The sequence below is a fragment of the Streptomyces sp. NRRL WC-3618 genome (assembly GCF_001280005.1).
GTDB lineage: Bacteria > Actinomycetota > Actinomycetes > Streptomycetales > Streptomycetaceae > Streptomyces.
The window spans coordinates 34,305-47,297 of record NZ_LGDW01000002.1 but is presented as its reverse complement, the minus strand read 5'-3'; the positions used below and the strand labels follow the sequence as shown (position 1 = coordinate 47,297).

Annotated in this window: 10 protein-coding genes and 3 pseudogenes; 5 read left to right on the top strand and 8 right to left on the bottom strand. The window is 69.5% G+C overall.

What is annotated here, in order from left to right; translation table 11 throughout:
- Positions 1-8: 8 nt before the first annotated feature.
- From ADL01_RS01215 to ADL01_RS41160, 3 genes and pseudogenes are all read right to left on the bottom strand, one after another.
- A complete protein-coding gene (locus tag ADL01_RS01215) occupies positions 9-905 on the bottom strand; it encodes a glycosyltransferase family 2 protein (protein WP_053739957.1) in 897 nt (298 codons plus the stop codon).
- Positions 902-1,378, bottom strand: a pseudogene (locus tag ADL01_RS01210) (glycosyltransferase family 2 protein); the annotation flags it as partial. The gene ADL01_RS01215 and the pseudogene ADL01_RS01210, both read right to left, overlap by 4 nt.
- Positions 1,379-1,616: 238 nt before the next feature.
- A pseudogene (locus tag ADL01_RS41160) lies at positions 1,617-2,229 on the bottom strand (transposase); the annotation flags it as partial.
- A 263-nt stretch (positions 2,230-2,492) separates the two neighbouring features.
- Here ADL01_RS41160 and ADL01_RS01195 point away from each other — a divergent pair.
- Together ADL01_RS01195 and ADL01_RS01190 are read left to right on the top strand one after the other, a co-directional pair.
- Positions 2,493-3,299, top strand: a complete 807-nt coding sequence (locus ADL01_RS01195) for an alpha/beta fold hydrolase (RefSeq protein WP_053740005.1) — start codon at positions 2,493-2,495, stop codon at positions 3,297-3,299.
- A 238-nt stretch (positions 3,300-3,537) separates the two neighbouring features.
- Complete coding sequence (locus ADL01_RS01190) at positions 3,538-4,137, top strand: cysteine hydrolase family protein (RefSeq protein WP_053739954.1); 600 nt, start codon at positions 3,538-3,540, stop codon at positions 4,135-4,137.
- Positions 4,138-4,195: 58 nt separating this feature from the next.
- On the opposite strand, the gene ADL01_RS01185 is transcribed toward ADL01_RS01190, so the two are convergent.
- The 3 genes from ADL01_RS01185 to ADL01_RS01175 are packed head-to-tail and all read right to left on the bottom strand — an operon-like array spanning position 4,196 to position 6,257.
- A complete protein-coding gene (locus tag ADL01_RS01185; protein WP_053739953.1) occupies positions 4,196-4,867 on the bottom strand; it encodes an HAD family hydrolase in 672 nt (223 codons plus the stop codon).
- Positions 4,868-4,886: 19 nt separating this feature from the next.
- A complete protein-coding gene (locus ADL01_RS01180; RefSeq protein WP_053739952.1) occupies positions 4,887-5,852 on the bottom strand; it encodes an LLM class F420-dependent oxidoreductase in 966 nt (321 codons plus the stop codon).
- 60 nt (positions 5,853-5,912) lie between these two features.
- Positions 5,913-6,257, bottom strand: a complete 345-nt coding sequence (locus tag ADL01_RS01175) for a hypothetical protein (protein ID WP_053739951.1) — start codon at positions 6,255-6,257, stop codon at positions 5,913-5,915.
- Between the two features lie 334 nt (positions 6,258-6,591).
- Between ADL01_RS01175 and ADL01_RS45600 the strand changes: the two are divergent.
- A pseudogene (locus tag ADL01_RS45600) lies at positions 6,592-7,040 on the top strand (ZIP family zinc transporter); the annotation flags it as partial.
- Between the two features lie 302 nt (positions 7,041-7,342).
- On the opposite strand, the gene ADL01_RS01165 reads toward ADL01_RS45600, so the two are convergent.
- Positions 7,343-8,584, bottom strand: coding sequence for a PP2C family protein-serine/threonine phosphatase (locus ADL01_RS01165; protein ID WP_053739949.1), 1,242 nt, complete (start codon positions 8,582-8,584; stop codon positions 7,343-7,345).
- Between the two features lie 714 nt (positions 8,585-9,298).
- Here ADL01_RS01165 and ADL01_RS01160 point away from each other — a divergent pair.
- Both ADL01_RS01160 and ADL01_RS01155 read left to right on the top strand, forming a co-directional pair.
- The gene (locus ADL01_RS01160) at positions 9,299-10,639 is read left to right on the top strand and encodes a peptidoglycan-binding protein (protein WP_053739948.1); all 1,341 of its coding nucleotides are present in this window, start codon (positions 9,299-9,301) and stop codon (positions 10,637-10,639) included.
- Positions 10,640-10,670: 31 nt separating this feature from the next.
- Positions 10,671-11,327 carry a peptidoglycan DD-metalloendopeptidase family protein gene (locus ADL01_RS01155; RefSeq protein WP_053739947.1) on the top strand — a complete coding sequence of 219 codons (657 nt, stop codon included), beginning with the start codon at positions 10,671-10,673 and terminating at the stop codon, positions 11,325-11,327.
- 256 nt (positions 11,328-11,583) lie between these two features.
- Here ADL01_RS01155 and ADL01_RS01150 read toward each other — a convergent pair whose 3' ends face one another.
- A complete protein-coding gene (locus tag ADL01_RS01150) occupies positions 11,584-12,978 on the bottom strand; it encodes a GH1 family beta-glucosidase (RefSeq protein WP_053739946.1) in 1,395 nt (464 codons plus the stop codon).
- Positions 12,979-12,993: the final 15 nt, after the last annotated feature.

Genomic DNA, 12,993 nt, shown 5'->3' with positions numbered 1-12,993 from the left:
GGCCCCGCTCAGCCTACGTACTGGCGGGCGGTCGACTGGCGCTGTGCGGCCTCCAGGAGTCGCAGCCGGGACTCGACCTCCGCGGGCAGCACCCGCCGTTCGCGCAGTACCCACGGCAGTGCGGCCGCGGCCTCGGCGAAGGCGTGCAGGGAGGCGGTGTCGCGCGGGACGGTGCGGGCGAGGTTCAGGGTGCGGCGCAGGGCCCGGCCGGCCGGGCGGCGCAGCCAGGTGAACCACAGCGTGTTGCGGATGCCGTGGGCGCGGCGCAGCGTGGCGTCCCGGACGGCCGACGGCTGGTGGTGGACCGTCAGGTGGTCGGCGTATGTCAGCCACCAGCCATCGGCGGCGAGATCCGCGGCGAGCAGCTCCTCCTCGCCCCCGAGCCACAGCCTGGGGTGGAAGCCGCCGGCAGCCCGGAACGCGTCGGCGCGCAGTACGGTCGCGGCGGCGAGGAAGGAGCCGAGCGCCGGTCCGGGCAGCCAGTCAGGCCCGGGGATGGGCGAGTTGCGCAGTTCGGTGACGATCGGGTCTTCCGTGCCGTCGGGTTCGACGATGATGCGTGCCGTGACCGCGCCGACCGCGGGGTGCCGGTCGAGCAGGTCGGCGGCCCCGGTCAGGGAGCCGGGAGCCCACCAGGAGTCGTCGTCGCAGAAGGCCACGTAGGGTGTCCGCACCTGGTGCATGGCGAGGTTTCGTCCGACGGCGCCGAGGTTGCGGCCGGGGCAGAGCAGCAGTACCTGGGGGTGGTGGCGGGTGACGGCTTCGGCGGTGCCGTCGGTGGAGGCGTTGTCGGTGACGATCACCTGGGGCCGCTCCGGCAGTTCGGCCAACCGGTCGAGGGTACGCAGCAGTTCGGGGCGGCGGTTGTGGGTGATGACGAGGACGGTCGTGCGGGGATCGGTCATGTCGTTGCTCCGATGGCTGCGGCCGCGGTTTCAAGCTTGCGGGCGGCATGTTCGACATCCGGGGGCAGCGGCCGACGCGCGCCCAGTGCGGCGGGCAGGCGGGCGAGGGCCTCGCGCAGGGCCTGGCGGGCGTCGGGATCACACCGGGCCTCGGTGGCCAGTTCCACGGTACGGGCGAGCGCGTAGGGAAGGGGGCGGCGCAGCCATGCGGTGAGCAGGGCGTTGCGGCGGACGGTGGCCGAGCGGCCGTTGCGGGGCGACGGTGCCGGGTGGTGGTGGGCGACCACGTCAGGGCAGTGGGTGACGCCCCAGCCGCGGGCGGCGAGGTCGTAGGCGAGCAGGGTCTCCTCGCCACCGAAGAACAGCACCGGGTGGAAGCCGCCCACGTCCAGGTAGGCGCTGCGGCGGACGACGGAGGCGCAGGCGAGGAAGCCGAGGACCTGGGTTCCGGGCAGATCGGGCGCCGGGCCCATGTCCGTTCCTCTCGTCTGCGTCGGGGGCCCGCCGGGTTCCCGGCGGCGAACACCGCGAAACGCCTAGTCGTCCGGGCCTGGTCCGATCGGGAAGGTGGTCCCCCTTCGCCAGCTGCCGGTGACACGAGCCGTCATCGCGGTACCCCGATCGCCCTGCTTGTCCGCCGACGCCACATGGCGTCGGCGTCCGAGGTCGTCAGTCCCGGGCGGCTGTCCGCAAGGCGAGGAGGGGCAAAGGAAAGATCTCCTGCATCGCCTTCGTCGCGCCCGGTTGCGCGGACTTCGGCAGGGCGTTGGTGACATTTCGGGCCATGTGAACCCAGCACCGCTGATGGCGGGCGGCGGGGAACACCTCGGCCAGCGCCCGCCACAGTCCCATCGCGCCGTCGCCGACGACCAGTTCCGGGTCGCGCATGCCGCGCCGTCGCCCTCGGCGGCACGGCGGGGAACTTCTCCAGCGCGGGCACGAAGTCCCCAGACGACAGACCGTGCAGGTAGAGCATCGGCAGCACCTCGCTGACCTTCGGTGACTTGTGGCACCACGGCGGCAGGATCTTCGAGGAGAACCGCTTCCGCTCACCGGTGGCCTCGTCGATGCGGCGGTCGTTCACCCGCGGCGCGGTGACCTCGACGGGTCCGGCTGGGGTCACCCCGGTGCGGGGCCGGTGGTGGCCGTTGCGGACGACCATGCGGCGCCCACGCTCGTCGGTCTCGGCCGCCAACTCGACTATGTACTGGTTGACTTCCGCCTCCAGCGCCGCGGCCAGCATGCGGCGGGCGCCCTCGCGCACGATCTCATCGATCAGGGAGCCGTCTCGCGTGGCGGCGTCGTCATTCACCACGGTGAGCACGGGCGTGCCTTCCCGACCGGCGCTCGCAACGCCGGCCCACTCGGTGACCATCAAAGGATCATTCGGGAAGGTACGCCCTTCGCGTGCCCTCCGGAACTGATCCACAGGTAGTGAGCATTGCTCGATTCCCGGCAGCCAGGTCGACAGCAAAAGACAGCAGGCGTGAACACACCTGGGCGCTCAGCCGCACTGTCGCGTTCGGGTGATTCAATCGGCTGCGGAGACTGAGGGTGAACGGCAGCACTCTGGAGAGGCTTGTGGCGATGAGCGGATACGTGGAGCTACCCGGCGTGAAGACGTGGTACGAGGTGGAGGGCGCCGGTGACCCGCTGCTCCTCCTTCACGGCGGCTTGTGCACAAATGAGATCTGGGGGGCCCAGCGGGCCGCCCTCGCGGCGAGGTACAGCCTGTTCCTGCCCGAGCGTCGCGGGCACGGGCATACGCCCGACGTTGAAGGGCCGCTCTCGTACCAGGACATGGCCGATGACACCATCGCCTTCCTGGAGTCGGTCGTCGGCGGCCCGGCCCATCTCGTCGGATGGAGCGACGGCGGGATCGTCGCCCTACTCGTCGCCATCGCCCGCCCCGACCTGGTTCGGAAGGTTGTGGCCATGGGGGCCAACTTCCTCCCCGCCCCGGAGAGCTCCGCGGCGCCGGCGATGCTGGACAACATGTCGGCGGATGCTCCCGCCATGGCGGGGTTCCGCGGGATGTACGAAGTCGCGTCGCCCGACGGCGCCGCCCACTGGCCGGTCGTCGTGAACAAGATGGCCGACATGATCCGCACGCAGCCCACCATCTCCACCGAGGACCTGGCTCGCCTCAGCGCGCCCACCCTCGTCCTCGTTGGCGACGACGACCTGATCACACTCGAACACACGATCGCCCTGTATCGCGCGATTCCCGACTCCGAACTGGCCGTCGTCCCGGGAACCTCTCACGCGCTGGCGATGGAGAAGCCCCAGCAGGTCAACCAGCTCATTGTCGACTTCCTCACGAACGATCCGATCCCAACGATGTTCCCCGTCCGGCGCGCCACGGGCACACCATCAGACGGCGGTCCGGCATAACGCCCGAGGAGCCAACGGACGACGTCGACGTAGGGAAGTCCACCCGGGAACCCTCAGACCTCAACACGGGGGATCCACCCATCACGAGCTACGTTTCCGCAGGTCAACGAATTCCGCCGGTAGCCGGAACTGGAGCACCGACCAGATCACGGAGGGCCTTGTTAAACCCCTCGGCGCACCGGGTACTCGGCACCGCGTCCCCGAACAGCCCTGACAGCACACGACGGGCGGCGAAACCATGGAGCGGCCCACAGGCACGACGACAACGGCTGGACTCGCTCTCGTCGTGGTCGACATGATCAACACGTACGAACACGAGGACGCCGAGCTGCTCGTACGGTCCGCCGAACGTGTCGTACCCGTCGTGGCGGAACTGATCGGCCGGGCCCGAAGCGCGGATGTGCCGGTGATCTACGCGAACGACAATTTCGGGCTGTGGCGCTCACACCACGGAGAGCTCGTGGACACCGCGCTGTCCGGACCGCACGCCGACCTGATCAAGCCGATAACGCCGGACGACGAGTCACTCTTCGTGGTCAAGGCGCGCCATTCCGCCTTCTACGAGACACCACTGTCCTACCTCCTGTCGCGACTGGGCGTCAGGCACATAGTGCTGAGCGGTCAGGTCACCGAGCAGTGTGTCCTTTACTCCGCCCTGGACGCGCACATCCGCCATCTCGGGGTCACGGTGCCCAGGGACGCCGTCGCGTCCATCCATCCGCGTCTGGAGTCCGCCGCCCTGGAGATGATGGAGCGCAACATGGGCGCCCGGATCACCACGGCGAAGGAGATCGTCTTCGTCCGCCCCGCCCCCGGGCCCACGCCTCCCCCGTCGTGACGAGGCCGGACGGCTCGGTCCTCATCACGGGCTGATCGCGTACGGCCCCGGGGCCAGGTCACTCCAGGCCGGCAAAGACACTCGAGTCCAAGTGTCCGAGGAGATCGGCGGGACCCCGGTACACCGCGTGGGCGCCGGCCGCCTCCAGGTCGGCACGCGGGATCCCGCCGGACAGCACCGCCACGGGAGCCACCCCGTCCTGTGCGGCGGACTTCATGTCCCAGACGGTGTCTCCGACGAACACGGCCCGTTCACTCGGCACCCCGGCCAGTTCCCTGGCCAGCCGGACGGGGTCGGGGGCGGGTTTGCCCTCGGCCACGTCGTCCGCGCCGGCCGCTCCGAGAATGACGTCGTCCGCGCCGATGGCCCGTCGCAGCGCGGCGAGTTCCGCTCCGCCCGCCGATGTCGCCAGGACGATTCCCCAGCCCCGCTCGGCCAGTGCGCGCAACAGGTCGCCCGCCGCGTCCAGCGCGGGCAGCCGCTCGAAGTACGTCGCGTAGAGGGCGTGGTGGGCCGCGGCGAGCTGTTCGTCCTCCTCCGGGGCGCGGTCGTCGCCGAGCAGGTGGGCCAAAAGGTCGCCGCCGCTGAGGCCCACGGCACGGTGGATCTGCCGCATCGGGACCCGGTGGCCCGCCTGGCGGAACGCCTCCCACCAGGTGACGACGTGGAGGTGATTGGTGTCGACCAGCGTCCCGTCGACGTCGAAGATCGCGGCGCGTTTCGTGGTCATCCCGGGTGCCCTCGCCCTCTCACAGGTCACGCAGGGCCGGCAGCAACTTCCGCTCGGCCCACTCCATGTACGGTTCCTGGTGGTCGCCGCCGATCTGGACCAGGGCGACCTCGGTGAACCCCGCCTCGACATAGGGGCGTACCGCCTCGACGACGGCGTCCACGTCGTCCCCGCAGGGAATGGACCGGGCCACGTCCTCAGGCCGTACGAACTGGGTGGCACCCTCGAACGCGGCAGGTCCGGGCAGTTCGGAGTTGACCGGCCAGCCGCCGCCGAACCAGCGGAACTGCTCATGGGCGCGGGCGATCGCCGCGTCACGGTCGGTGTCGTAACAGATCGGCAGCTGGCCGACTTTGGGCTTTCCCGCGCCGCCGTGGCGGTCGAACGCGGAGATCAGGTCCGGCTCGGGTTCGGTGGCGATCACCAGGTCGGCGAGACGGCCGGCGAGTTCACACGAGCGGTCACCCGAGACGGCGACACCGATCGGCGGGGGCGCGTCGGGCAGATCCCACAAAGTGGCGTTCTCGACGTCGAAATGGTCACCATGGTGGTTGACGTTCTCCCCGGCGAAGAGCGAGCGGATGATCTCCACCGCCTCTTCCAGCCTTTCCAGCCGGACATGCGGGGCCGGCCAACCGCCGCCCACCACATGCTCGTTGAGGTTCTCACCGGAGCCGAGTCCCAGGCGGAACCGCCCCTGCGAGAGGAGTTGCACGGTGGCGGCCTTCTGGGCGACGACCGCCGGGTGGTAGCGGGTCGTCGGGCACGTCACGTATGTCATCAGGGGAATGCGTTCGGTGGCCTGCGCGGCGGCACCGAGCACGCTCCACGCATAGGGGGCGTGTCCCTGGGACGTCAGCCAGGGGAAGTAGTGGTCGGACGTGACCGAGAAGTCGAAACCGGCGCGTTCGGCGCCGACCACATGGCCGACGAGCTCGCGCGGGCCGGCCTGCTCGGTCATCATCGTGTACCCGATCTGCACCATGCCGCTCTTCTCCTAGTGGGTCGACTCCGCGCTTTCGGTTTCCCGCGGTTTCCCGGCTCGTCACCTCTTCGTCCCGAGGCGCAGGTCGATCTCCTTCTCCTGGTCTCCCGACGCGGTGCCCCGCTCCTGCACGTCGAACGCGGCGCTCAGCGCCTCGCGGAGTCGGTCCACGGCCAGATAGCCGCCCTGGATCGTCGCGGCGACCGGGCCCTCCAGCGGGGTGGGCCCGGTCGGGATCCACTCCTGGGTCGGCTCGAACTCCGCCGTCCACACGGCGGAGCGGTCGCCCGGCTGTCCCTGGAGCACGTCCCCGGCGGGACGGTCGGTGGGAAATGCCGTGCGCAGCACCTCGAAGATGGTGGCGGAGTCCTCCTTGGACGCTCCGGTGAGAGACACGGTGGCCATCAGGGTTGTTCTCCTTCGGGTAGGGGCGCCGGTGAAAGGTCGTCGCCCGTTCGGCGGTGTCGGGACGGGTGTCCGGTTATTCGGGACTTCTCCCACTCTCGCCCGCCTCCGCTCGCGCGGCGCGCGGAGCAGCAGCCGCACAGGCTTCCGGGTCGCGCTCGCTCAGGGTGCTCTCGATTCCTCGGGCGGGGGTGGTGCCAGGTGCGCGTACCCCTTTGGCCAACGACGATGCAGACGATCTCGGTCCCCGAATACCGGTCGACGGTCACCGCATGCGACGCCGCCGCCCGACAGCACCGGCTGATCCTCAGCCGTGGCGGGTACGCGGGTCGGCATGGCTGATGGTGTACAGGCTGGACATGGGGGCTGTGGCGGGCTCGGCGCTGCTGCTCGGTGCCGCGCTGGGGTACGGGCTACGGGTGCCGCAGAAGGTGATCGCGACCGTGATGGCCTTCGGGGCCGGCGTGCTGATCTCAGCGGTGTCCTTCGAACTGGTCGGGGAGGCGTACGAGCAGGCAGGGCTCGCGCCGCGGTCGCCGGTACCCTCATCGGCGCCCTCGCCTACACCGGGGGCAACGTCTGGCCGGCCCGGCGTGGAGGGCGTCACCGCAAACGCTCCGGTCACCAACGGGCACAGGCACAGCCCTCGGAGGCCGAGCAGGGGGATCCGGGACCGCGCTCGCACTCGGCGCGCTGCTCGACGGTGTGCCGGAGTCCGCGGTCATCGGCGTCAGGCTGCTGGACGGCGGCACGGTCAGCCTGGCGACGGTGGCGGCGGCGTTCTTCAGAGCAGCCGCGGCCTCGCGCGAACACCCTCAGGAATCGCTTGATCCCAGCAGTCTCGGCCACCGGCCGGGACGGCGCGCCCACTACCGCCGCCGCGAGCACGGCGACTGGTACAACGCCACCTGGCTTCAAGCCGGGTCCGCCCGCCGTCCTGTACTTGATGGTCCACATCGGGTTGGGTGCCGCGAAGGTCGGCATCTGCAACGAAGGCAGTGGACGGATGCGAGATCACGAGCGCAACCGCTGGAAGCAAGTGCTGATCACGACCTGGTCGTCGGTGCCGGGCCGTCGCCATCCGTCTACTCCAGAGCGGCCATGTGGTCCGCGGTGCCGCCACGCCACTCGACCATGAGGATGGTCGCATCGTCGCTGGTGCGCCCGCCCCGCTGCCGCCTCAGGGTGCGGGAGAGCCGACGCGCCTCGGCCCGCACTCCCACTTCGGAGTGATCTGCGAGGTTGACACAACGGATGAGCCGTTCCTCGCCGAACGGTTCTCCTTCCGCGTCGCGTTCCTCGATCACACCGTCGGTGTAGAACAGCAGCCGGTCGCCGCGCTGGAGTGTGTATGCGCTGATCTGCGGGCGCTCCCCGCCGAAGCCGACCGGCAGGGTGGGCGGGCTGTCCAGACGCCGCAGGACCTGACGGTCGCGGATCAGCAACGGCGGGGGGTGGCCCGCGTTGACCCACCGCAGCTGGCCGGTTGTGATGTCCAGGTCCATCATCTGGGCGGTGACGAAGTGGTCGGGGCCGAACTGTTCGGCGATGGCCTGATCCATGTACACGTACTTCTCGGACAGGCCGACCCCGGCGCGCCGGGTGTGCCGGTAGGCGCCGACCGCGACCGTCGCCATGGTGGCGGCATCCAGGCCGTGGCCCATCGCATCGAACACGGCCACGTGCAGCATGTTGTCATTCAGGGCGTAGTCGAAGCTGTCGCCGGCGATGCTGTAGGCAGGCTCCAGGATCCCGGCGAGGGCGACCTGTGGCACGGACATCGTCAGCGGCGGCAGCAGGGACCACTGCATCTCCGCGGCCACACTCATCGGTTCCTGACGACGGGCCTGGAAAAACCGGTCGGTGTAGGCATGCTTGGTCACCAGCATGTCGGCAACCAGACCGGCGAGCCTGCGCAGCAGCCGCCGGTCGTCGTCATCGACCGTGTCCAGGGTGAGGGCCATCACTCCCACCTCATCGCTGCCGTCCAGCAACGGCAGGTACATCCGCACGCCGTCAGGCTGACTGACCTCAAGGGGGGTCACGTACAGGAAGGCTGCGCCGGCCGGGGAATCATCGACCGGCTCGGCGTCACCGACCAGCAGTCTCCTGCCGGGCAGCGGCACGAGCAGCTCCTGTGCGTAGTCCTGCAGCAGGATCGAGACCTCGCGGCCGCCGATCCTGGCCACTTCTTCCGCGACCAGCGGCGCAATCAGCTGGGGCGGCATCTCATGCGCCCGGTCCAGCAGCACGCCCAGGAGCCGCTCGCCGAAACCCTCCGACCGGTCCACCGTCCCCCGGTCGGCTCGCCGCTCGTTTCGTGTCATAGCCCGTCCTCATACCGAATACCGGTCGACCGACATCGATCACAGGCGCGAGAGACGGTCGCCGCTCCTCTTGTACGCATCGCTCTCAGCCGTCGTGATCATCGTTCACCGACACCACACTCACCAGACCTAATCGCACTTAATCATAATTAAGTACTCAAACCGCTCGCAAAGAGCCATAAGCAGGTGCTCAGAGGCCTTTTTTGTGGCGGTTCGACGAGCGGAACTCTCACAGTGAATCCGTACCGACCACAACAACTCATGGCGAGTTGCCGTTCCGGGTCATGGTGCTGCCCGGTCGGCTGGTGGTGGACGTGGCGCACACCTGGTAGCCGCCCAATGCTGACTTTTCTGACGGTCGGAGGCGAGGGCTCCAGCGGCCTCGCCTTCGACCTCCTCGTCGACACACCGTGTGAGGCTCCTGCGTTGGCACGACTCACTGCGGGCAGTGTCCCGGGTGCGCGACGTGGCGGCGCACGGCGTCGAGGTTGCGGGCCGCCCGTCGCGCCGCCGGGATGCTCCACGGCAGGCGGCCGCAGGGCCGGCTCAGGGCTCGGGGCAGGCTCAGCCGCGTCGGCGGGCCCGAGTGGCGATCACGGGCCGCGCCTGATTCGCTGGTTGTGGAAGGTGGGCCGTATCAGCGCCCAAGCCTCTCGCAACCCTCGGAACCGGTGAACAGCGCCTATTCGGCTGCCGTTTTCGGAAGGCGGGACGATGATGGCAATACCCCAGTGGCGAAAGCTGGTTGATCACATCCAGGGTGTTCCCGAGGGCGTTTACGAGACGAATGCGCCCGGCAAGGGATACAACAACCGGACCCCCTTCGGTAAGCAGTTCGGCGCGGACGGCCAGGCGTGGTGCGTCATGTTCGACTGGGACATGTACGCCGATGCGGCTCTGGAGCACCTCGTGCCCAAGGTCGTCAACGTCACCACTTTCAGCAACTGGGCGCGCGCCCGCGGCCAGTGGTCCCTGTACCCGTCGGTGGGTGCGTGGGTAAACCTGCACGGGGGCAAGCACACCGAGCTGGTGGTCGGCTTCGATGACACGCACGTACGCACCAAGGGCGGGAACACCATCCCCGAGGGAGCCGTGGACGACGGCCAGGGCTACGGCGTCTACTCGCACCGCACTGAGCGCAGCAGTCCGGGAGTCGTCGGCTACTTCGCGCCCCGGTTCGAGGACGGCTGTCCGCCCACGGCCGACCCGAACGACCCCCGGGGCGGGACGGCCTCCGCGTCGTGGCTCTGGCCCGGCACGGTACTGCCGGCCGTCGAGCTCTCGGTGGCGGCCTCAGACGTCGTGTACGGGGCGAGGAACATCGCGGTGCGGACCGTCCAGGCCGCGCTGGCGAAGGAGGTCGGGCTCGACTACGCCGCCGCGCCAGGGACGTTCGGGCCACGTACGAAGGGCGCGGTGGCTGCCTTCCAGCGCAAACTCGGACTGATCGGCGCCGACGCGGACGGGGTGTTCGGCCGGTTCTCGCTCACCGAGTTGGGCCGTCGGCAGGGGTTCACCGTCCTCGGGCTGAGTTTCTTCGACGGCCGGCAGCCGACCCCCGGCTCCGACGGAGGCCCCGCCCCCGACGCCGCCCCCGCTGCGCACCCGCCCACCGCTGTCGGGCACTCCGCCATCCCGCTCGCCCAGGTGACCTTCGGCCACGTGAAGGACGGAAGCGCCACGGCCGCCGCCAAGGAGGCCTGCGGCATCCTCGGGGTGCCGCAGACCCACTGGCTGCCGGGCATCCTCGTCGCCGCCCGGCGCGAGTCGTCGTACCTCTTCAACGCGGTCAACACCTGGGACAGCAACGCCGTCGGTCCCCTCCGGAGCGACGGCCACCCGCGCGGCTGCTCCCGGGGCCTCATGCAGGTCGTCCCGGGTACCTTCGCCGAGTACCACCAGCCCGGCACGTCGAACGGGATCTACGACGGCGTCGCCAACGTCTGTGCCGCCATGAACTACGTCATGGGCCGCTACGGCGTGTACCGCGACGGATCCAACCTCGCCGGCCGGGTCTGCCAGTTCGACCCCCACCGCGGGCCCTGCGGGTACTGATCACGAGCCCCTACCCGAAGGGATGCCGGTCATGTCCAAGGTCGTACTTCTGTCCCAACTGCGTCCCGGCGCGCACAACGACAGCGTGCTGGTGGTCCAAAACGCCCTGGCACAGGCGGTGGGGCTCGATTTCAGTTCGGGCCCGGGCACCTTCGGCCGCCACACCCAGGACGCCTACGCCAAGTGGCAGCGGCAGCTCGGCTTCTCCGGCGCCAGGGCGGACGGCCTTCCGGGATTGGAATCGCTCCAGGAACTCGGCGCCCGCTTCGGCTTCGTGGTAGGCGGCGAGGGCTCGTCGAACGGGGTGCCCTCCCCGGTGCCCGGGCACATCATCACCTACCGCTACGGCATCGAGAACCCTCGGTACATCGCCGGCTACCACACCGGTGACGACTACGCCGCGCGGGAGGGGGTCAAGGTCGTCGCCGTCCGCGACGGCACGATCCAGTGGTCCAACGGCAACGGGGGCGCGTACGGGCAGTGGATCGGTCTCCACGCCGACAACGGCCGGGTCTACGTCTACTGCCACCTGTCGCAGCGCGGTGTCGTCGTCGGCCGCGAGGTCAGGGCGGGCGACACGCTCGGCAAGGTCGGCAGTACCGGCCACGTCACCGGCCCGCACCTGCACTTCGAGGACCACCCCCGGGGGGTGTTCGTCTACGCGCACGGCCGCAGACCGTCGTGGTGAACCGGCCGGGCCGGCCGGGGAGCGGCATTCGGGATCGCCGGTGACTTCGTTGTCTTCACGGTGAAGGTCTGGGTGGTCGCGGTCGGCGGCAGAGCGGGGCGGTGTGCTGGGCCACTTCTTCCCCGCAACTACCTCGCCCTTCTCGGACTGGTAGCCGCCCTGTGCTGCTATGAACGACTCGTCCGCCTCACTCACCTCACCACGTAGGACACGGTCTTCATTCGTGTCCACTCGTTTCGCCGCCACGCACAGACTCTCAGCTTTCGCCCTGTGCCCGAATGAGATCCCGGTACCAGTGGTAGCTGGACTTCGGTACGCGACGCAGGTCGTCGTCGTAGTCGACGTAGATGAGGCCGAAGCGCTTGGCGTAGCCGTAAGCCCATTCGAAGTTGTCCAGGAGGGACCAGCAGAAGTAACCCCGTACGTCGATGCCTTCGGCCAGGGCGTCCTGGACCGCCCCGAGGTGGCTGTCGATGTACGCGATGCGTTCGGGGTCCGGTACGTGGCCCGTCGCGTCGGGTACGTCGCGGAAGGCGGCGCCGTTCTCGGTGATGTAGACCGGCGGCAGGCCGCGGTAGTCCTTGTTCAGGCCGCGCAGCAGTTGGGTGAGTACGGTCGCGTCGACCGGCCAGCCCATCGCGGTACGTGGGAGGTCCGCGGGCGGCGCGGACACGACGTCGATGTCGGCCGCCGTACGGAACCTCGGGTCCGGGTCCGCGGTGGGCGCGAACTTGGCGTAGGTGGGGCAGTAGACGTTCATGCCGAGGAAGTCCAGCGGCTGCCGGATGAGGGCGAGGTCGTCAGGTCGGCGGAAGGCGAAGTCGGTGATGTCCGACCACACTTCGCGTTCCAGCGACGGAAAGGTGCCGGCCAGGATCGGATCGGTGAACACCCGGTTGTGCATCAGGTCGAGGCGCTCGGCCGCGGCCCGGTCGGCCGGATCCGCGGAAGCGGGCCGGACCTCGGTCAGGTTGAGCGTGACGCCGAACTTCTCCGCACCGCGCCGCTGCGCCCGCATCGCCTGTACGGCAAGACCGTGGCCGACCATCAGATGGTGCGCGGCGGCGAGCGCGCCGTGCCCCTCGCGGGTGCCGGGGGCATGCTCACCTGTGGCCATGCCGAGGAACGCCGTGCAGTAGGGCTCGTTGAGGGTCGACCACCAGGTGACCCGGTCGCTCAGCGCGTCGTGCACCAGCGCGGCGTAGTCGGCGAACCGTTCGGCGGTGTCCCGGGTGCGCCAGCCGCCGCGCTCCTCCAGTTGCTGTGGGAGGTCCCAGTGGTAGAGCGTCAGCCACGGTTCCACGCCCGCGTCGAGGAGTTCGTCGGTCAGGCGGCGGTAGAAGTCCAGCCCTTTCTGGTTCGCCGGGCCGTGGCCCTCCGGCTGGATCCTGGGCCACGCCACCGAGAACCGGTAGCTTCCCGCCCCGAGATCGCGCACGAGTGCGACGTCCTCGCGGAACCGGTGGTAGTGATCGCAGGCAACGTCGCCATGGTCGCCCCGGGCGGTGGCACCCGGGGTGTGGGAGAAGACGTCCCATATCGACGGTCCGCGACCGTCCTCGTGGACCGCGCCCTCTATCTGGTACGACGCCGTCGACACGCCCCACGTGAAACTGTCCGGGAACTTCCGGAACACCTGTTCTGAAGGCACTTTCTCAGCCCTTCT